The organism is Sphaerisporangium melleum (assembly GCF_014646695.1).
Classification (GTDB): Bacteria; Actinomycetota; Actinomycetes; order Streptosporangiales; family Streptosporangiaceae; genus Sphaerisporangium; species Sphaerisporangium melleum.
Window position 1 is genome coordinate 1 of the sequence record NZ_BMNT01000071.1, and the last position, 21,852, is coordinate 21,852.

A 21,852-nucleotide genomic window follows, 5' to 3' on the forward strand; every position below is an offset into this window, starting at 1 on the left:
TCGACCACCATCACCACCGACGGCACCATGAACTCCGGCAACCGCTCCCGCACGAACGCCCGCACCACCTGCCCGTCACATCCGGCCGCGGCCTCGCGAACCTCGTGCACGCCCCGCCCGTTGGAGCCGGCCTGCCCGTTGCGGACCCCATGCCCGTTGGAAGCGTCGTGCCCGTTGGGGGGCCGGTACCCGCTGGAGGCGGGGAGGCGGGCGGCAGCGGCGTGACCGCCTGCCGGCGTGCGACCGTCGCCATTGGCCGGGACGCCGTTGGGCTCCGGTCCACCCGCGGGGACGACGTAGGCGACCAGGCGGGCCAGGCCGTCCGGCCCCTGCCAGGGCACCACCGCCGCCTGCCCCACCCGCGGATGCGCCGACAGCGCCGCCACCACCTCGCCCGGCTCCACCCGGAACCCGCGCACCTTGACCTGGTCATCGACCCGGCCCACGAACTCCAGCGCACCCGCCCGGTTCCACCGCACCACATCCCCGGTCCGGTACATCCGCGAGCCCGCCGGACCGAACGGATCGGCCACGAAGCGTTCCGCCGTCAGACCCGAGCGGCCCGCGTACCCGCGCGCCAGGCCGATCCCGGCCACGTACAGCTCCCCCACCGCGCCGGGCGGGACCAGGCCGAGCCCGGGGTCGAGCACGTAGACCCGGACGTTGTCGATCGGGCCGCCGATCGGCACCGGCGTCGGCCACTCCTCGGCCCGCTCGCCGAGCGGGAACGCGGTGACCAGTTGGGTCTCGGTCGGGCCGTACTGGTTGGACAACCGCCGCCCGGACCGCCCCATGCCGGCCCGCAACGCCACGTTCGGCACCAGCGCCTCACCGGCCTGGAACACCTCCGCCAGCGGAAGATCCACCCCCACACCCGCCGCCGCCTCGAACAACGCGTTCACCGCCAGGCTCGGCGCGAACACCTCGCCCACACCGTGCGAGGCCATCCACCGCGCCAACGCCACCGGGTCACGACGGGTCACCTCGTCCGGCACCACCAACGACCGGCCACCCAGCAACGCCGACAAGATCTCCTGCGCCGCCACATCGAACCCCAGCGACGCGAACTGCCCTACCCGGCGACCCACACCGTCCGCGTACGTCCGCAGATGCCAGTTCAGGACGCTCACCAGTGCCCGGTGCAGGATCAGCACGCCCTTGGGGCGTCCCGTCGATCCCGAGGTGTACACCAGGTACACCGGGTGCTCCGGCCGCAGGGGGCAGGGGCGGTCGGCGTCGGTGACGGTGGCCGGGGACGCCTCCCGCAGGCGGGCGGCGGTGCCGGGGTCGTCCAGGACGGACAGGCGGCCGGCCCACCGGTCCGGCAGCCGGCCGGCGACCGCGGCCGTGGTGATCACGGTGACCGGGTCGGCGTCGTCCAGCATGTACCCCAGCCGGTCCGCCGGGTGGTCCGGGTCCATCGGCAGGTACGCCGCCCCGGAGGTGATCACCGCCAGCATGGCCACGACCATGTCCACCGACCGGGGCACCACGATGGCCACGACGCGGTCGGGGCCGGCGCCGCGCTCGATGAGCACCCGGGCCAGCCGGTTCACCCGCGCGTCCAGCTCCGCGAAGGACACCTCTCCGGCCGCGCCGAGCACCGCCACCGCGTCCGGCGTCCGTCGCACGGCCGCCGCCAGCAGATCCGGCACCGTCCGCCCGTCCACCGGCACCCACGTGTCATTCCGCCCGGTGAGCAGCGCGTCGCGCTCGGCGGGGTCGAGGACCTCCAGGGCGCCGATCCGCCGGGCGGGGTCGGCGACGGCCGCCGCCAGCAGCCGCCGCAGCCGTTCCAGCAGGGTCTCGACGGTCGAGCGGTCGAACAGGTCGGTGCTGTACTCCACCAGCCCGTCCAGCCCGGCGCCGGAGCGGGGCCGCTCGGTCAGGCTGAGGAACAGGTCGAAGCGGGAGACCCCGGTGCGCGGGAGGTCGCCGGGGGTCGTGGTCAGCCCGGGGATGCGCAGGTCCTCGTCGGGGGCGTCCTGGACGGCGAGGGAGACCTGGAAGAGGGGGTGGTGGGCCATGGACCGCGACGGGTTCAGCTCCTCCACCAGATGCTCGAACGGCACATCCTGGTTGGCGTACGCCCCCAGCGCGGTCTCGCGCACCCGGTCCACCAGCTCGTCGAACGACGGCTCACCGGAGGTGTCGGTCCTGATCACCAGCGTGTTGACGAAGAACCCCACCAACCCGTCGAGCGCCTGATCGGTCCGCCCCGCGATCGGCACCCCGACCGGCACGTCCGACCCCGCGCCCAGCCGGGACAGCAGGGCCGCCAGACCGGCCTGCACCACCATGAACAACGACGCGCCGTGCGACCGGGCCAACCGCAGCAGGCCCTCGTGCAACCCGGCGTCCCAGCCGAAGGTCACCGCGTCGCCGCGGTAGGAGACCACGTCGGGCCGGGGACGGTCGGCCGGCACCTCGATGCGCTCGGGCAGGCCCGCCAGCCGCTCCCGCCAGTACGCGAGCTGGCGTCCCAGCCGGCTGTCCGGCTCGCCCGCCTCGCCCAGCACCTCCCGCTGCCACAACGCGTAGTCCGCGTACTGCACCGGGAGCTCCGTCCACTCCGGGGCCTCGCCGGCGGTGTGCGCGCGGTAGGCGGTGGCGAGGTCCCGGACGAGCGGGGTCAGCGACCAGTGGTCGCAGACGATGTGGTGCATGAGCAGCATCAGCACGTGCTCGTCCGGCGCGAGAGTGAACAGGTGGGCGCGGACGGGGATCTCGGCGGACAGGTCGAAGGCATGCCGCGAGGCGCGGTCGATGGCGTCCTGGAGTCCGGCGGCGTCCACCGGCCGCACCGTGAGGACGGGCGCGGCGTCGCCGGCGGCGAGGACGACCTGGTAGGGGGTGCCGTCGGCCTCCTCGAACACGGTGCGCAGCGCCTCGTGCCGCGCGACCACGTCGCCGAGCGCGGCGCGCAGCGCCTCCACGTCCAGCTCGCCGCGCAGCCGCAGCGACCAGGGCACGTTGTAGGTCGCGCTCGGCCCCTCCATGCGGTGCAGGAACCACAGCCGCCGCTGGGCGAACGACAACGGCACGCGGGCCGGCCGCTCGTGCCGCTCCAGCGGGATCTGCACCTCGCGCCCGCTGTCGGCGCGGTCCAGGAGCCGGGCGACGGTCGGCGCCTCGAACAGGTCGCGCAGGGACGTCTCCAGGCCGAGGACGTCGCGGATCTCGCTGGTGAGCCGGATGGCGAGCAGCGAGTGGCCGCCGAGGTCGAAGAAGTCGTCGTCGAGGCCGACCTGTTCGACGCCGAGCACGCCGGCGAACAGCGCGCAGGCGGCGGCCTCGCGCTCGGTGCGCGGGCCGCGCCCGCCGCCCTCCCAGACCGGTGCGGGCAGCGCGGCGCGGTCGAGTTTGCCGTTCGGGGTGAGCGGCAGCCGGTCCAGTGTCACGACGGCGGCGGGCACCATGTACTCGGGCAGCCGCTCGGCCAGCCCGGCGAGCACGTCGCCGGGGTCGGGGGCCGCGGCGCCGGGGGCGGGGACGAGGTAGGCGACCAGCCGCTTGTGGCCGTGGTGGTCGGTGTGGACGGCGACGGTGCCGCGCACGACGTCGGCGCGTTCGGCGAGCAGCGCCTCGATCTCGCCGGGCTCGACGCGGAACCCGCGGATCTTGAGCTGGTCGTCGGCGCGCCCGATGAACTCCAGCACGCCGCCGCTGGTCCAGCGGACCACGTCCCCGGTGCGGTAGATGCGGGCGCCGGGCGGGCCGAAGGGGTCGGCGACGAACCGTTCGGCGGTCATCGCGGCCCGCCGGACGTAGCCGCGGGCGACGCCCTCGCCGCCGATGTAGAGCTCGCCGGGCACGCCGGGGGGTACGGGCCACAGGTGGGCGTCCAGCACGTACGCGGTGCGGTTGTCCATCGGCCGGCCGATCGGCACGGCGGCGGGCACCTCGTGCGCGGCGCGCATCGGGTGCGCGGTGCAGGTGAGGGTGATCTCGGTCGGTCCGTAGAGCGCGGTGACCTCGGTGCCCGGGCAGTGGTCGAGCACTCTGCGCACAGCCACGGGTGAGACGACGTCGCCGCCGGTCAGCACGTGGGGGACCGTCGCGAAGGTCTCGGGCAGCACGTCGGCGACCACGCCGAACAGCCCGGCGGCGACCAGCAGCGCGGTGACGCCCTCGTCCTCGATGACGCGGCGCAGGTCGTGGGCGTTGATCTCGCCTGGCGGGGCGACGACGATCCGGCCGCCGGTGAGCAGCGGCGCCCACAGCTCGTAGGTGGAGATGTCGAAGGCGTACGGCGAGTGCATCAGGACGCGCGACGTCCGCGACGAGGCCCAGACCTGGTCCAGCGCGAGGGCCAGTACGTCGCGGTGGGTGACGCCGATGCCCTTGGGCGTGCCGGTGGACCCGGAGGTGTACATGACGTAGGCGAGCTGGTCGGGGTGGGTGCGGACGGCGGGCGCGGTGCCGGGCTCGGCGTCCGGCCCGGGGTCGTCGGTGCGCAGGACGAGCACGCCGCGGGTCAGTTCCCCGGCGGGGGACTCCTGGTCGGTGAGCAGGATGGTCGCGCCGGTGTCGGCGATGGCGTGCGCCATGCGTTCGGCCGGGTAGCCGGTGTGCAGGGGGACGTACACGCCGCCGGCCTTGAGGATGGCCAGGGTGGCGACGACCAGTCCGGTGGACCTGCCGTGCAGCATGGCGACGGCGCCTTCGGGGCGCAGGCCGAGGCGCAGCAGCCGGTGCGCGAGCCGGTCGGCCCGCTCGTCCAGCTCGCGGTAGGTGAGCGACCGGCCTTCCCCGCGGACGGCGACGGCGTCCGGGGTGCGGCGCGCCTGCTCGGCGAACCGGGCGGGCACGGTGGCGTCCAGCCGGTCCGCCTCGCGGGCGGTGGCGTTCCACTCGGTGAGGATGGTGCGCCGCTCGCCCGGGGTGAGGAGGTCGAGCCGGCCGATCGGCCGGTCGGGGTCGGCGGTGACCTGTTCGATCACGGCGAGCAGGCGGGCGGCGACGGCCTCGGCGGTGGTCCGGGTGAACAGGTCGGTGCGGTACTCCAGGACCGCGTGGACGCCGCGCGGCGCGCCGCCGGAGTGCTCGGCGGCCAGGTCGAAGGCCAGGTCGAACTTGGCGGCGCCCAGGTCGGCGTGCTCGGGCGCGGCGCGCAGCCCGTCGAAGGCGAACGGCGGCGGTTCGGCGGTACGGAAGGCGAGGAACACCTGGAAGAGCGGGTGGCGGGCGAGGGAGCGCTGCGGGTGCAGTTCCTCGACCAGCCGCTCGAAGGGCAGGTCCTGGTGGGCGTAGGCGGCGAGGCCGGTGGCGCGGACGCGTTCGACGACCTCGCGGAACGTCGGCTCGCCGGAGGTATCGGCGCGCAGCACCAGCGTGTTGACGAAGAAGCCGACCAGGTCGTCCAGGGCGTCGTCGCCGCGGCCGGCGAACGGGCTGCCGATCGGGATGTCCTCTCCCGCGCCGAGCCTGGTCAGCAGGACGGCCACGGCCGCCTGCATCAGCATGAACTCGCTGACCTGGCATTGGCGGGCCAGGTCGGCGAGCGCGCGGTGCAGGTCGGGGCCGATCGTGAAGCGCACCGCGTCGCCGCGGTGGTCGGCGACGGCCGGGCGGGGGTGGTCCACCGGCAACGGAAGTTCCTCGGGCGCACCGGCGAGGGCCTTCTTCCAGTACTCCAGCCCGGCGCCGAGCGGGCCGGCCGGGTCGGCCGCGTCGCCGAGCAGGTCGTGCTGCCACAGCGTGTAGTCGGCGTACTGGACGGGCAGCGCGGGCAGGTCGGGCTCCTCGCCGCGGCGGGCGGCGGTGTAGGCGGCGCCGAGGTCGCGGGCGAGCGGGGCCAGGGACCAGCCGTCGGCGGCGATGTGGTGCATCAGCACGAGCAGGACGTGCTCGTCCGCGGCGAGGGTGAACAGGTGGAACCGGACGGGGGGTTCGCGGGTCAGGTCGAAGGGATGGCGGACGGCCGCGGCGAGCGCGCCGGGCAGGGCGTCCTCGGCCACGGCCGTGACGGTCAGGCCGGTGGGGACGTCGCCGGGGTCGAGGACGCGCTGGTGGGGGACGCCGCGGGTCTCGGGGAAGACGGTGCGCAGCGTCTCGTGCCTGGCCACCATGTGGCGCAGGGCGGCCTGTAACGCCTCCCGGTCGAGCTCGCCGGACAGGCGGACCGCGACGGGGATGTTGTAGGTGGGGCTGGGGCCTTCCAGGCGGTGCAGGAACCACAGCCGGCGCTGGGCGAACGACAGCGGGATCTCGGCGGGGCGGGGCCGCGCCTCGATGGCCGGCCGGGCGCCGAACGCCTCGGGGAGGCAGGCGGTCAGCCCGGCGACGGTGGGCGTCTCGAACAGCACGCGGGTGGGAAGTTCGACGCCGAGGACGGCGCGGATGCGGTTGAGCAGGCGCGTGACCAGCAGGGAGTGGCCGCCGAGGTCGAAGAACGCGTCGTCGACGCCGACCTCGGGCAGGCCGAGCACCTCGGCGAACAGCGCGCACAGCACGGCCTCCTGAGCGGTGCGGGCGGCGCGTCCCTTGGCGGGGCCGGGGACCGGGGCGGGGAGCGCCGCACGGTCCAGCTTGCCGTTGAGGGTGAGCGGGAGCCGGTCGAGGAGCACCACGTCGGAGGGGAGCATGAACTCGGGGAGCCTGCCGCGGGCGTGCTCGCGCAGCGCCGCCGGCTCGACGTCCGTCCCCTGGCCGGGGACGACGTAGGCGACCAGCCGCTTGTTGCCCGGAGTGTCCTCGCGGGCGATGACCAGGGCGTGCTCGACATCCGGGTGGGCGGCCAGGACGGCCTCGACCTCGCCCGGCTCGACCCGGAAGCCACGGATCTTCACCTGGCCGTCGACCCGCCCGGCGAACTCGATCACTCCCTGCGGCGTCCACCGCACCAGATCGCCGGTGCGGTACATCCGCGCGCCGGCGGGGCCGGACGGATCGGCCACGAACCGCTCGGCGCTCAGCCCGGCACGACCGTGGTACCCCCGGGCCACCCCGACGCCGGCCACGTACAACTCACCGACCACGCCGACCGGAACCGGCTGCAAGAAGGCGTCCAGGACATGGGCCCGCATTCCGTCCAGGGGACGGCCCACCGGCACCACCGCCGCGTCGGCCGGCAGCTCGTCCACCGGATGGAACAGCGCGAACGTCGTCGCCTCGGTGGGCCCGTACCCGTTCACGACCCGCACCCCGGGGCACGCCCTCAGAACCCGGCGCACCGCCTGCGGGGAGACCACGTCCCCGCCGGCCCACACCTCACGCACCCCGGCGAAACATCCCGGGAACTCCTCGGCCAGCACCGCGAACAGCCCCGCGGTCACCCACAACCCGGTCACGCCCGAGGCGATGACCCTGGCCAGCACCGCCACGTCCAGCTCACCCGACGGCGCCACCACCACCTCACCGCCCGACAGCAGCGGCACCCACAGCTCGTAGGTGGACAGGTCGAAGGCGATCGGGGAGTGCAGCGGCACCCGGTCGTGGACGCCGGGGAGCCAGCAGGAGCTCAGCGCGAAGGTCGCGACGTCGTGGTGGGTGACGGCGACGCCCTTGGGCGTGCCGGTCGACCCGGAGGTGTACATGATGTAGGCGAGGTTGCCCGGGGCCACCGGATCGAGGTCGTCCTCGGTCTCGGCGAGTTCGGCGGCGTCGGCGGCGGCGTGCACCCAGCGGACGCCGCTGGGGACCCGGGAGGCCAGCTCGGGGTCGGCGACGGCCGCCCGCGCGCCGGTCTCGGCCGCCATCGCCGCCACCCGGGACGCCGGGAAGCGCAGGTCGACCGGCACGTACACTCCGCCGGCCTTGATGATCCCGAGCACGGCGACGACCAGATCGACGGATCGCTCCATCATCAGCAGGACCGCCGACTCCGGGCCGACGCCCAGCCCGCGCAGCCGCGCCGCCACCACCGACGCCCGCGCGTCCAGCTCCGCGTACGTCAGCGGCACCGCGTCCGGCCCGTCGGGCAGCGCCGGCGACACCGCGACCGCGTCCGGGGTACGGGCCACCTGGGCGGCGAACAGCCCGGCCAGCCCGGCGGCCTCGAACGGCCCGAAGCCGGAGGTGTCCAGCGGGCCGCCGCGGCCGGCCTCGACGAGCGCGGCCCGCTCGGCGGCGTCCAGCACGTCGAGCCGGCCGAGCCGCAGGTCCGGGTCGGCCGCCGCCGCGCGCAGCACCCGCTCCAGCCGGGCCATGAGCGCGGCGATGGTCTCCCGGTCGAACAGGTCGGTGCTGTACTCGACGACGCCGCCCAGCGCGGTCGCGTCGTCGCCGCAGGTGCGTTCGTGGACGCGGACGACCAGGTCGAGGCGGGACTTCCCGGTCAGCGCCTCGTGGTGGACGATCTCGACGTCGGTGCCGTCGACGTGGTCGGGCACGTTCTGCAGGGCGAGCATGACCTGGAAGAGCGGCTGGTAGGCGGCCGACCTGGCCGGGTTGAGCACCTCCACCAGGTGCTCGAACGGCACGTCCTGGTTGGCGTAGGCCGACAGCGCCGTCTCCCGCACCCGGCCCAGCAGGTCGCGGAAGGCCGGGTCGCCGGAGGTGTCCACCCGCAGGACCAGCGAGTTCACGAAGTACCCGACGAGGTCGTCCAGGGCGTTGTCCGTGCGTCCGGCGATGGGGGTGCCGATCGGCACGTCGTCGCCGGCGCCGAGGCGCGACAGCAGCGCGGCGAGGCCGGCCTGCAGCACCATGAACAGGCTGGCGCCGCACTCGCGGGCCAGGGCGAGCAGGTCCCGGTGCAGGCCGGGGTCCCAGGCGAAGGCGTGGATGTCGCCGTCGTAGGAGGCGATCGGGGGCCGGGGCCGGTCGGCGGGGAGCTGGATCTGCTCGGGCAGCCCGGCGAGGCGGTCGCGCCAGTAGGCGGTCTGCCGGGCGATGGTGCTGCCCGGGTCGCCGGGGTCGCCCAGCAGGTCACGCTGCCAGAGCGTGTAGTCCACGTACTGCACCGGCAGCTCCGGCAGGCCGGCCGCCCGGCCCGCCCGCCGCGCCTCGTAGCAGGCCATCAGATCCCGCGACAACGGCGCCGCCGACCAGCCGTCGCACACGATGTGGTGCATCAGCAGCAGCACCACGTGCTCGTCCGGCGCGAGGGTGAACAGGTGCGCCCGCACCAGCAGCTCGCCGCCCAGGTCGAAGCCGCGGCGGGCGGCCACGGCGAGGTCCTCCTGCAGCCGGGACGGGTCAGGCGTCTCGGCGGCGTGCAGGACGGGCTGAGCGTCCTGCGGAGCGAGGACGAGCTGGTGCGGCTCGCCGTCGTGCTCGGGGAAGACGGTGCGCAGCGCCTCGTGCCGTTCCACCACGTCGGCCAGTGCCGCGCGCAGCGCGTCCACGTCCAGCTTCCCGCGCAGGCGCAGCGCCCACGGCACGTTGTAGGTGGCGCTCGCCCCTTCCAGCCGGTGCAGGAACCACAGCCGCCGCTGGGCGAAGGACAGCGGCACGCGTTCGGGGCGTTCGCGGGGGGTCAGGGCGGGCCGCAGGTCGGCCTGCGCGTCGAGCCGGCCGGCGAGGCCGGCCACGGTGGGCTCCTCGAACAGCGCGCGGATCGGCAGCTCGGCGCGCAGCGTGTCGCGGATGGCGCTGATCAGCCGGGTGGCCAGCAGCGAGTGACCGCCCAGGTCGAAGAAGTCGTCATCGATGCCGACCCGCTCGATGCCGAGGACCTGCGCGAACAGCCCGCACAACACCTCCTCACGAGCGTCACGCGGACCACGCCCACCACCGCCCTCCCACACCGGAACCGGCAACGCCGCCCGATCCAGCTTCCCGTTCGGCGTCAACGGCAACCGATCGACCACCACCACCGCCGACGGCACCATGAACTCCGGCAACCGCTCCCGGGCGAAGGCCCGCACGGCGTTGCCGACGGTGACACCGTCACGGGAGGCGACCGGGTTGTTGGTGAACGCCACGGGGTCGCCCTCGCCGCCCACCGGCCGGTAGGTGCCTGCGGGCCGCAGATCGGCGGGCGCGGCGGCGGGAAGGAACACCACGTCCAGCTCGCCGAGGCGCGCCGACCAGGTCACCTGGACGCGGCGGCCGTGCCGCTCGCCGAGGTCGTACAGCTCCTGCGGGTCCACGCCGCCGCGGGTGGCGAACTCCTCCAGCACGCGGGGCAGCGGCGCACCGTGGTCGAGGGCGCGGACGGCGGCGATCTCGTGGGTGAGCCGCCCGTTGGGCACGCCCTCGACCCTGATCGCCTCCCCGCCGCTCGCGCGCAGCAGATCGTCCAGTCCGGCCAGGCCGGTGACGTCGTGCCCGTGGCGCAGCGCGGGCACGCCGCCGAGGTCGGCCGGCGCCGGGGAGCCCTTGTACAGGACCGCGTCGTAGCGGTAGCGGGTCAGCTCGTTGTGGTGGCGGCCCTTCCTGACCTCGATCGCCATGCCGCTGACCGCGGGTTCCAGGTGGCGGAACGCGGCGAAGAAGTCGGGGTCGACCAGCAGGTCCTTCTCCAGCAGCAGGGACCGTTCGACGGCGTGCCGCAGGGCGACCAGGTCGTCCCCGGGGCGGGCCCGGTCGAGCTGCACGCCGCTGCGGAACAGCCGCACCGAGCGCAGGTCGCGGATGTCGCCGACGAAGACGGCGCCGCCGGGGGCGGCCAGGCGCACGGCGGCGCGCAGGACGTCCACCAGGTAGCGGCCGCTGGGGAAGCACTGGGTGACCGAGTTGATCACGACGACGTCGAACGCGCCCTCGGGGAGGCCGCCGGCCTCGTGCGCGGCCTGGGCGCGCAGGACGACCCGATCGGAGAGCCGGGCGTCGCGCTCCACCTGGCCGCGCAGCGCGCTGATCACCTGCGAGGACAGGTCGGTGCCCCAGTACGTCTCGCACTCGGGGGCGAGGTGGGCGAGCAGGAGTCCGGTGCCGACGCCGATCTCCAGCACCCGCCGCGGGCGCAGGGCGCGGACGCGTTCAAGGGTGGTGTCGCGCCACTCGCGCATCTGGTCGAGCGGGATCGGCGCGCCGTCGCCATAGCTGCTGGCCCAGCCGACGAAGTTCTCGCCGAACGTCGCCGAGGCGGCGTCGGCGTACTCGGCGTCGAAGACCTGCTGCCAGTGGGCGACGTGTTCGTCCACGACCTCGTCCGGCACCGGCGCGTCGCCGGCCCCGGGGACGACGTAGGCGACGAGCCGCCGGTCGTCCGCCCCGTCCTGGTGGACCAGCACGGCGGCCTGTTCGACGCCGGGGTGCTCGGCGAGGACCGAGGCGATCTCGCCCGGCTCGACGCGGAACCCGCGGATCTTGACCTGCTCGTCCGCGCGCCCCTGGTACTCCAGCTCTCCGCCGGCGTTGCGGCGCACCAGGTCCCCGGTGCGGTACATGCGGGCCCCGGCGGGACCAGAGGGGTCGGCGACGAAGCGGTGCGCGCTCAGGCCGGGCCGGTTGAGGTAGCCGCGGGCCACGCCGGCCCCGCCGACGTACAACTCGCCGACCGCGCCGTCCGGCACGGGTGCCAGCCGCTCGTCCAGCACGCGGGCCGACAGGTCGGGGATGGGCACGCCGATCACGCTGGCCGGGGTGGCGGTCCTGGCCGGGCCGTCGAGGGGGACGTGGGTGACGTGGACGGTGGTCTCGGTGATGCCGTACATGTTCACCAGCAGCGGCGCGTCGTACGGGTGCCGCCGGTACCAGTCGGCCAGGCGCGGCGGGTCCAGTGCCTCGCCGCCGAAGACCACGGTGCGCAGGCGCAAAGCGGCGCCCAGGCCGGGGTTGTGCTGGTCGGCCTGCATGAGCTGGTAGAACGCCGAGGGGGTCTGGTTCAGCACGGTCACGCCCTCGCGGGCCAGCAGGCCGAGGAACCGGTCGGGCGAGCGGCTGGTCTCGTAGGAGACGACGACGAGCCGGCCACCGTGCAGCAGCGCCCCCCACAGCTCCCAGACGGAGAAGTCGAACGCGGCGGAGTGGAAGAGCGTCCAGACGTCGTCCGGGCCGAAGCCGAACCACGCCTCGGTGGCGGAGAACAGCCGGGTCACGTTGGCGTGCGGGATGACGACGCCCTTGGGACGTCCGGTGGAGCCGGAGGTGTAGATGACGTAGGCGGCGTGACCGGGGGCGAGCGGGCGCCGGCGGTCGGCGTCGGTGGGGTCGGTCGCCGGCTGCGCGGCGATGGCGGCCACGGTCGCCGGCGCGCCGAGTTCCACCTGGGGCACGTCCGAGGGCACGTCCAGGGCGGCCGGGCCGAGGACCAGCGCCGGACGGGCGTCGCCGAGCATGAAGGCGACACGCTCTGCCGGATAGTCCGGGTCCAGGGGGAGGTAGGCGGCCCCGGCCTTCAGCACGCCGAGAATCCCGACGACCAGGTCCATCGAGCGGGGGAACGACAGCGCCACCAGGTCCTCCGGACCGATTCCCCGCCCGATGAGGAAATGGGCGAGCCGGTTGGCGCGCTCATTCAGTTCGCCGTAGGTGAGGGTCGTGTTCTCGAAGGTCACCGCCGCCCGGCCGGCGTGGCGGGCGACCTGTGATTCAAACGTGATAGGCAATGTCGGCAAGATGATGCCCCCGAGATTTTGGCTTTCGTTCGGGACGCCGCTACACTCCGCTGAAATCGATGCGGGGATCAGGATGCGGCAGGACTATCGCACCGGCCCGATACCATCAGAGCAAATCAATGGTGTCAAGGGGTTGACAGACAACCAGAAAGCACCATGGTCAGCGCGGCCCGCGGGCGGCCGGGCGTACCGGCGTCACGACACACGGTGACTGTGAATTTCGGCCATCCCGCCCCGCTCAACGCTCTTACCTGCACTGACATCACGAACCGCCAGGTCGCCTCTCGCCCTTTTTCGGCCATCCGCTACCGCAGGTCATCACGGGAGCGCACCACAGGTCTTGTCAGAATCGATCTTCTCATCGGTCAACCCCTAGGGTTGGCATATTCTCCGGGCCGGGTTACCCTGCCGAATGAGCCCAGAGTGCGCGTGATATCCCGCCCGCACAGTACATATTTCAATTACCCATTCGACCTGGGCGATCAGCTTCGCGCCGACGTTTCACAGGGTCGGCGGCAAGGCGGGCCGGCTCCCCGGCGGGCCGGTGGCGCCAGTAATAGAAAAATTGTCGGTGACTTTTCTCGGACCTCGAGACGCACCTCGCCTTACCGGTGACCGGCCGCCGCGTTGCCCCCGGACCGGTCCGATACGAAGGGTGGAATCCGGTTGAACGAGCAGACCACCGGCGACGACGAGGACGTGCTGAGCGCGGACCGGCTGATCGGCATGTGCGACTTCGTCACGCCGATCGCCATCAGGGTCGCCGCCACGCTGCGGCTGCCCGACCTGGTGTCCGCCGAGTCCACGCCGATCGGCGAGCTCGTCGCGAAGTCCGGCGCCGACCCCGACGCGCTGCTGGCACTCATGCGTTTCCTCGCCACCAAGGGCGTCTTCACCGAACCGTCCCCCGGCGTCTTCGGCCTCGCCGAGGCCGCGCGCCTGCTGACCGGCGACCACCCCTCGCGCCTGCGCGACACCCTGGACCTGGACGGCGCCGGGGGCCGCTTCGACCTGTCCTACACCGGCCTGCTGTCCACCGTGCGCACCGGCGAGGCCGCCTACCCGCGCGTCTTCGGCCGCTCGCTGTGGGACGACATGGCCGCCGATCCCTACCTCGCCGCCTCCTTCGACGGGCTGATGACCACGATGGCCGCCTACTGGGCGCCGGACGTCGTGACCGGCCACGACTGGGACGACGTCCGGCACGTCGTGGACGTGGGCGGCGGCGCGGGCGACCTGCTCATCGAGTTGCTCACCGCCCGGCCCGGCCTGCGCGGCACGCTCGTCGAGCTGCCGGCCACCGCCGGGAAGGCCGCCGACGCGCTGGCCCGGGCCGGGGTCGCCGACCGCTGCGCCATCCAGGCCGGCAGCTTCTTCACCTCCGTCCCGCCCGGCGCCGACGCGTACGTGCTGGCCCATGTCCTGCACAACTGGCCCGACCGGCAGGCCGGGGAGATTCTGCGCCGTTGCGCCGAGGCCGCCGGACCGCGCGGCCGGGTGCTCGTCGTGGACCGCGTGGCCGGAGACGAGTCGGTGAGCTATCCCGACGCCGCCGTCAACCTGCACATGCTCGTCGTCTTCGGCAGCAAGGAACGCACCCTCGCGCAGTTCACCGGCCTCGCCGCCGCCGCGGGCCTGCGCATCGACGGCGTCCGGCACACCCCTTCGGGCTCGGCGCTGCTGACCTGCCTGCCCGCCTAGGGCGCGCTCCCCGTTCGCACGACCCCGAGACAGCGAAGAGAGGATCTCCATGGCCAGACCACTCACCGACTCCCAGGTCGAGCAGTTCGTCGAGGAGGGGTTCGTCCGGCTGGACGGCGCCTTCTCCACCAAGCTGGCGCAGACCTGCCGCAACCTGCTGTGGGAGGCCATCGAACCGGACCCCGAGGACCGCACGACGTGGACCGAGCCCGTCGTCCGGGTGTGGGACCGCGTCGACGAGCCGTTCCGGCAGGCCGCCAACACCCCGACCCTGCAGGGCGCCTACGACCAGCTCTGCGGCGAGGGCCGCTGGGTGCCACCGGCCGGCCTCGGCACCTTCCCGATCAGGTTCCCGCTCGGCGCCGACCCCGGCGACACCATGTGGCACGTCGACGGGAGCTACAAGGGCACGACCGAAGGGTGGTACTGGCTCAACGTCAGCTCGCGTGATCGCCAGTTGCTGATGCTCTTCCTGTTCTCCGACACCGGTGACAAGGACGCCCCGACCCGCATGAGGCTCGGCTCCCACCTGTACATCCCGCCGCTGCTGGAGCACGCGGGCGAGGAGGGCGTCTCCCTGGACTACCTGCTCGACAAGCTGGAGGGCACCGCCCACCTGCCGGAGGCCCAGGTGGTCGGCGAGGCGGGCACGGTGTACCTGTGCCACCCGTTCCTGGTGCACGCCGCGCAGCCGCACCACGGCACCGAGCCGCGGTTCATGGCCCAGCCCGCGCTGCTGCCCTCCGCCCCGCTCCGGCTCGAACGCGCGGACGGTGCGTACTCGCCGGTGGAGAAGGCGATCAGGATGGGACTCCACGCCACCCGCGCGGGCGACGTGTAGCCGATGAGGAAGGTCCGGCCGGGCCGCTGGAACCTGCCGGCGATCCCCGACGACGACACTCCCCTGCTGCTGTGCCTGCCCTACTCCGGGGTCGGCGCCACCTCCTACCGGCTCTGGCCGCGCAGGGTCGGCGAGCTGACCGTGTGCGCGCTCCAGCCGCCGGGCCGGGAGAACCGCATGCGCGAGCCGCGGCCGGCGACCCACCGGGAGTTCGCCGTGTCGCTGGCCGGGTTCCTGCGTGAGCTCGGCGGGCGGCCGTTCGCCCTCTTCGGCCACTGCGGCGCCGTCCCGTACGCGCTGGAGACCACGCGGTACCTCGCCGAGCACGGCGATCCGCTGCCGGAGTGGATCATCGCGTCGTCCTGGGGCGCGCCGGACGCCGGCCTGTACGGGAGGCTGAACTTCGTCGACCTGGACACCCACGACTTCGTCCAGGAGATCGTGGCCATGGCGCGCCAGATGGGCGGCACCCTGCTGCCCGAGATGGCCGCCATCGGCGCCGAACTCCTGCGGCACGACCAGGTCGTGCAGCGGGCCTACCGCTATCCGCCCGGCCACCGGATCGAGGTACCGGTCATCGTGCTCGGCTGGACCGACGACGAGATCGTGCCCCCGCACGAGGTCTTCCCCGGCTGGGAGCGGGTCACCGGGCATCTGGAGCGCCGCACGCTGCCCGGCTCGCACTTCGAGTTCCTGCGGTGCCCTCCGGAACTCCAGGACCTGATCGCCGGCCTGCCCGCGGCCACCGCGCCGCAGGGCCGGTCCACCGCGTGATCCGCACCGGCCCGCGGGTCCCGCCTCCGCCTGCCGGGGACGGGCCGGCGGGTCCTTTCCCGGCAGTACGTGAGCTGAGGAGGCTCGATGAACGACTCCGCCGAACGGCTCGCCGTCGTGACCGGCGGCACCAAGGGGATAGGACTGAGCTTCAGCCAGCGACTGGTCAAGGGCGGCTACCGCGTCGTCGCCCTGTACCGCGCCGACGAGGAGTCGGCCCGGGCGGCGGCCGAGCAGATCGGGGACGGCTTCGTCGCGATCCGCGCGGACGTGTCGGACCCGGCGGTCGCGGCGCGGGTGACCCGGGAGGTCCTGGACCACCATGGCACTCCCTGGGCCCTGGTGCTGAACGCCGGCCGCAACATCGACCGGCCGTTCCTCGACCTCACCGACGACGACTGGCGGCAGGTGCTCGACGCCAACCTCTCCGCGCCGTTCTACCTGACCCGGAGGTTCGCCCCTGCCATGCTGGCGGCCGGCGGCGGATGCGTCGTCACCGTCGGTGCCACAACGGCCATCCGGCCGCGGCTCAACGGGGTCAACTACTGCGCGTCCAAGGCCGGTCTCCTCCACCTGACCAAGTGCCTCGCCCTGGAGCTGGCCCCGGCCATCCGGGTGAACTGCCTGATCCCCGGCATGATCGACACCGAGGAGATGCGGACCCGCTACCGGACCGCCGAGCCCGAGCACCTGGCGAGCCTGCTCGACGAGATCCCGCAGCGCCGCATCGGCTCTCCGGACGAGATGGCGGCGGTGCTGGAGTTCCTGCTCAGCGAGGAGGCCCGGTACATCACCGGGCAGAAGATCATCGTCGATGGCGGCCAATTCATGTGGTAACTGAATCCACCAAGCGAAGGGATGCCGCGTGTTGTCGCGTCTGGACCGCTATGAAGCATTTCTCAGAACCGGCTACCGGGCCGGTTTCCTCAAATGGGACGAATACTCGGTGGCGGAGGTGACCGACGAGCTCAGGACCCGGATGGCCGAGGGCGGCTTCACCCGGGTGGTGTTCTCCGGCATGGGGTGCTCGGCCATCGTCTCGGACGTGATCCGGACGTTTCTCAAGGCCTCCGGCTGCGAGCTGGAGATCCACGTGTTCAACGACTACGAGTTCACCTACCTCGTGCCCGCCTCGGTGATCGAGGACGAGAACACGCTGTTCGTCATCAGCTCCTACAGCGGCCACTCCGAGGAGCCCATCAGAGTGCTGGACGCCCTCAAGGGCAAGTACCACCGCACCCTGCTGCTCACCTCCGGCGGCCGGCTGGCCGAGCGGGGTCTGGAGGCCGGCATCTCGATCGCACGGTGGCGGCTCAGCGACCCCGACCGGGAGTACCCGCTGTTCCACGTCGGGCAGTACTTCGCGATCCTGCTCGACATGTTCCTGCGGCTCGGCCTGATCAAGGACGACCACCGCCGGTCGATCGCGGCGCTGCCGGAGCACCTGGAGACCGACTTCACCCCGCAGCTGCAGAAGCTCGCCCAGGTGGCGGCCGAGCGCGGCGAGAACGCCAACATCATCCTCATCGCCTCCCCCAAGTGGCACGAGAGCCTGCTCAAGCTCGCGAAGATGCACATCAACGAGATGGCGATGACCCCGGCCACCCGCAACTACTTCCACGAGTTCTGCCACAGCGAGGTGGCCACCCTGTCCGACCCCGAACGCCGGCACAGCGTGCTGCTGTTCACCGAGCGCGACGACGACGAGTACACCCGGCGCAAGATGCGCAACCTCGTCGAACTGCTGACCAGGGACATCCCGCAGAACCGGAACATCGGGGTGACCGAGGTCCACCTCGACCAGCCGACGTTCATCCGCAAGTACTTCACCGCGCTGGAGTTCGTCCAGCGCATGTCGCTGAGTCTGGGGCGGTCCCACGACATCAAGTCCCGGGACCTGATCTCCGAGGCGGCCGGCAACCCGTGGTACCACCAGAACACGATCATGGCCGAGCAGCCCACCCGGGTGTGACCCGGCCCCGGCCCACCGGGAGCCGGAGGCGACGGAAAAAGGCGCGTGCCCGGAGAGCAGAGCTCTCCGGGCACGCGCCGTTCGCGATTTATCGGTTGTACTGCCCGAAGTCGTACTCCTCCAGCGGGACGGCCTCGCCGCTGCCCGTACCGAAGGTGTAGTCGGTCGCGGAGCCGTCGTAGCCGCCGACGGTGTACATCGCCGCCTTGGCCTCCTCGGTCGGCTCGACCCGGACGTTGCGGTACTGGGACATGCCCGTACCGGCCGGGATGAGCTTACCGATGATGACGTTCTCCTTGAGGCCGAGCAGGCTGTCGGACTTGGCGTGGATCGCCGCGTCCGTCAGGACCCGCGTGGTCTCCTGGAAGGACGCCGCCGACAGCCACGACTCGGTGGCCAGCGACGCCTTGGTGATGCCCATGAGCACCGGACGGCCGGAGGCGGGGGTGCCGCCCTCGGCGACGACCTCGCGGTTGACCGACTCGAAGCGCGGGCGCTCGACGAGCTCGCCGGGCAGCAGGTCGGTGTCACCCGACTCCAGCACGTTCACGCGCTTGAGCATCTGCCGCACGATGATCTCGATGTGCTTGTCGTGGATCGACACACCCTGCGAGCGGTACACCTGCTGGACCTCGGCCACCAGGTGGAGCTGCACGGCCCGCGGGCCGAGGATGCGCAGCACCTCGTTGGGGTTGACCGCACCGGCGATGAGCTGCTGGCCCACCGACACGCGCTGGCCCTCGCTCACGAGCAGACGCGACCGCATCGACACCGGGTAGGCGATCTCCTCACTGCCGTCGTCCGGCGTGATGACGATCTTGCGGGTCTTGTCGGTCTCGTCGATGCGCGCCCGCCCGTCGGCCTCGCTGATCGGGGCGACACCCTTGGGGACGCGCGCCTCGAAGAGCTCCTGGACACGGGGCAGACCGTGGGTGATGTCCGCACCGGCCACACCACCGGTGTGGAAGGTACGCATCGTCAGCTGGGTGCCCGGCTCGCCGATCGACTGGGCGGCGATGATGCCGACCGCCTCGCCGACGTCCACGAGCTTGCCGGTCGCCAGGGAGCGGCCGTAGCAGGTGGCGCAGACACCGATCTTGGCCTCGCAGACGAGCGCGCTGCGGGTGCGGACCGTCTCGATGCCGGCCTCGACCAGCGCGGTGACGGTCGTGTCGTTGATGTCGACCCCGGCCGCCGCGACGATCTTGCCGTCCACCTCGACGTCCTCGGCCAGGATGCGGCCGTGCACGTTGCTCTCGCCGTTCTCGGCCTTGACGAGGTTGCCCGACGAGTCACGCTCGCCGACGTGCAGCGGGACGCTGCGGTCGGTGCCACAGTCGATCTCGCGGACGATGACGTCCTGCGCGACGTCCACCAGACGACGGGTCAGGTAACCCGAGTCGGCGGTGCGCAGCGCGGTGTCGGCCAGACCCTTGCGCTGTCCGTGGGTGGAGATGAAGTACTCCAGCACCGACAGGCCCTCACGGAAGGAGGACTTGATCGGCCGCGGGATCGTCTCACCCTTGGTGTTGGACACCAGGCCGCGGATGCCGGCGATCTGGCGCACCTGCATCTTGTTACCGCGGGCGCCGGAGTTGACCATCATCCAGACCGAGTTGGTCGCCGGGAACGCCTTGATCATGTCGTCCTCGACGTCCGCCGTGGCGTGCGTCCAGATCTCGATGAGCTCCTGACGGCGCTCCTCGTCCGTGATCAGACCGCGCTCGTACTCGCGCTGGACCTTGTCGGCCCGCTGCTCGTACTTGTCCATGATCGCGGGCTTGTTCGGCGGCGCGACGACGTCGTCGATCGAGATCGTGACGCCCGAGCGGGTCGCCCAGTGGAAGCCGGCGTCCTTGAGCGCGTCCAGGGCGGCCGCGACCTCGACCTTGGGGTAGGTCTCCGCGAGCTCGTTGACGATCGACGAGAGCTGCTTCTTGCCGATCTGCGAGTTCACGAAGGGGTAGTTGTCGGGCAGCGTCTGGTTGAACAGCGCCCGGCCCAGCGTGCTCTCCAGGCGGTACGACTCGCCGGCCTCCCAGCCCTCGGGCGCGGCCCAGCCCCGCGGCGGCGGGACGTCCTTGACCCGGACCTGGATCTTGGCCTGGATGTCCAGCTCGCGGCGGTCGAAGGCCATGAGCGCCTCGGCGATCGAGCCGAACACGCGGCCCTCGCCCTTGGCGCCGTCGCGCTGGGTGGTGAGCCAGTACAGACCGATGATCATGTCCTGGGTGGGCATGGTCACCGGCTTGCCGTCGGCCGGCTTGAGGATGTTGTTGGTCGAGAGCATCAGGATGCGCGCCTCGGCCTGGGCCTCAGCCGACAGCGGCAGGTGGACCGCCATCTGGTCGCCGTCGAAGTCGGCGTTGAAGGCGGTGCAGACCAGCGGGTGGATCTGGATCGCCTTGCCCTCGACGAGCTGCGGCTCGAACGCCTGGATGCCCAGACGGTGCAGGGTCGGCGCGCGGTTGAGCAGCACCGGGTGCTCGGTGATGACCTCTTCGAGCACGTCCCACACGACCGGCCTGGCCCGCTCGACCATGCGCTTGGCCGACTTGATGTTCTGCGCGTGGTTGAGGTCGACCAGGCGCTTCATCACGAACGGCTTGAACAACTCCAGGGCCATCTGCTTGGGCAGACCGCACTGGTGCAGCTTGAGCTGCGGGCCGACGACGATGACCGAACGGCCGGAGTAGTCGACGCGCTTGCCCAGGAGGTTCTGCCGGAAGCGGCCCTGCTTGCCCTTGAGCATGTCGGACAGCGACTTCAGCGGACGGTTGCCCGGCCCGGTGACCGGACGGCCGCGGCGGCCGTTGTCGAACAGCGCGTCGACGGCCTCCTGCAGCATCCGCTTCTCGTTGTTGACGATGATCTCGGGCGCGCCGAGGTCGAGCAGCCGCTTGAGGCGGTTGTTGCGGTTGATCACCCGGCGGTACAGGTCGTTGAGGTCGGAGGTCGCGAAGCGGCCACCGTCGAGCTGCACCATCGGCCGCAGGTCCGGCGGGATGACCGGGATGCAGTCGAGCACCATGCCGTTGGGCGAGTTGCGGGTGGTGAGGAACGCGGACACGACCTTGAGCCGCTTGAGCGCGCGGGCCTTCTTCTGCCCCTTGCCGCTGCGGATGGTCTCGCGCAGCGACTCGGCCTCGGCGGCCAGGTCGAAGTTGTTCAGCCGCTCCTGGATCGCCTGGGCGCCCATGCCACCGCGGAAGTAGCGGCCGAAGCGGTCGCGCATCTCGCGGTAGAGCAGCTCGTCGCCCTCGAGGTCCTGGACCTTGAGGTTCTTGAACCGGCTCCAGACCTCTTCCAGGCGGTCGAGCTCGCGCTGGGCGCGGTCGCGGAGCTGGCGCATCTCGCGGTCGGCGCCCTCGCGGACCTTGCGCCGCTGGTCGCCCTTGGCGCCGGCGGCCTCCAGCTCGGCCAGGTCGGACTCGAGCTTCTTCTGCCGGGCCTCGATGTCGGCGTCGCGGCGCTGCTCGACGTGCTGCCGCTCGACGGAGATCTTCGCCTCCAGCGAGGGCAGGTCACGAGCACGCATGTCGGTGTCGACGTGCGTGATCATGTAGGCCGCGAAGTAGATGACCTTCTCCAGGTCCTTCGGGGCCAGGTCGAGCAGGTAACCGAGGCGCGACGGGACGCCCTTGAAGTACCAGATGTGGGTGACCGGCGCGGCCAGCTCGATGTGGCCCATCCGCTCGCGGCGCACCTTGGCGCGCGTGACCTCGACGCCACAGCGCTCACAGATGATGCCCTTGAAGCGGACGCGCTTGTACTTGCCGCAGTAGCACTCCCAGTCGCGGGTCGGACCGAAGATCTTCTCGCAGAAGAGTCCGTCCTTCTCGGGCTTGAGGGTGCGGTAGTTGATGGTCTCGGGCTTCTTGACCTCGCCGTGGGACCACTGCCGGATATCGTCGGCCGTGGCGAGGCCGATGCGGAGCTCGTCGAAGAAGTTGACGTCGAGCACTTGTTATCCCCTCGCTTGAAAATCAGACCTCTTCGACACTGCTCGGCTCACGCCGGGACAGGTCGATGCCGAGCTCCTCCGCCGCGCGGAAGACGTCCTCGTCGGTGTCGCGCATCTCGATGGACATGCCGTCGCTGGAGAGCACCTCGAC

General features: G+C 72.3%; 6 protein-coding genes and 1 pseudogene. 5 read left to right on the plus strand and 2 right to left on the minus strand.

Features of this window, described 5'->3' with window-relative positions; genetic code table 11:
- A pseudogene (locus tag IEY93_RS36050) lies at positions 1–12,443 on the minus strand (amino acid adenylation domain-containing protein); the annotation flags it as partial.
- A gap of 672 nt (positions 12,444–13,115) precedes the next feature.
- On the opposite strand from IEY93_RS36050, the gene IEY93_RS36055 reads away from it, so the two are divergent.
- The 5 genes from IEY93_RS36055 to IEY93_RS36075 all read left to right on the plus strand — a co-directional run bounded on the left by IEY93_RS36055 (position 13,116) and on the right by IEY93_RS36075 (position 17,737).
- A complete protein-coding gene (locus IEY93_RS36055; RefSeq protein WP_203969153.1) occupies positions 13,116–14,150 on the plus strand; it encodes a methyltransferase in 1,035 nt (344 codons plus the stop codon).
- 49 nt (positions 14,151–14,199) lie between these two features.
- Positions 14,200–14,991: a phytanoyl-CoA dioxygenase family protein gene (locus tag IEY93_RS36060; protein ID WP_189167663.1), complete on the plus strand. Its 792-nt coding sequence runs from the start codon at positions 14,200–14,202 to the stop codon at positions 14,989–14,991.
- A gap of 3 nt (positions 14,992–14,994) precedes the next feature.
- Positions 14,995–15,765: a thioesterase II family protein gene (locus IEY93_RS36065; RefSeq protein WP_203969154.1), complete on the plus strand. Its 771-nt coding sequence runs from the start codon at positions 14,995–14,997 to the stop codon at positions 15,763–15,765.
- A gap of 87 nt (positions 15,766–15,852) precedes the next feature.
- Entirely contained in the window at positions 15,853–16,602 is a 750-nt protein-coding gene (locus tag IEY93_RS36070; protein WP_189167664.1) for an SDR family NAD(P)-dependent oxidoreductase, read from the plus strand.
- A gap of 28 nt (positions 16,603–16,630) precedes the next feature.
- Positions 16,631–17,737, plus strand: coding sequence for an SIS domain-containing protein (locus IEY93_RS36075; protein ID WP_189167665.1), 1,107 nt, complete (start codon positions 16,631–16,633; stop codon positions 17,735–17,737).
- 88 nt (positions 17,738–17,825) lie between these two features.
- Here IEY93_RS36075 and IEY93_RS36080 read toward each other — a convergent pair whose 3' ends face one another.
- On the minus strand, positions 17,826–21,701 hold the full coding sequence (locus IEY93_RS36080) for a DNA-directed RNA polymerase subunit beta' (RefSeq protein ID WP_189167666.1): 3,876 nt from the start codon (positions 21,699–21,701) through the stop codon (positions 17,826–17,828).
- Positions 21,702–21,852 lie beyond the last annotated feature (151 nt).

Excerpts from the sequence above, each read along its gene's own strand:
- IEY93_RS36060 (WP_189167663.1), top strand. The coding sequence starts at position 14,200 with ATGGCCAGACCACTCACCGACTCCCAGGTCGAGCAGTTCGTCGAGGAG.
- IEY93_RS36070 (WP_189167664.1), top strand. The coding sequence starts at position 15,853 with ATGAACGACTCCGCCGAACGGCTCGCCGTCGTGACCGGCGGCACCAAG.
- IEY93_RS36065 (WP_203969154.1), top strand. The coding sequence starts at position 14,995 with ATGAGGAAGGTCCGGCCGGGCCGCTGGAACCTGCCGGCGATCCCCGAC.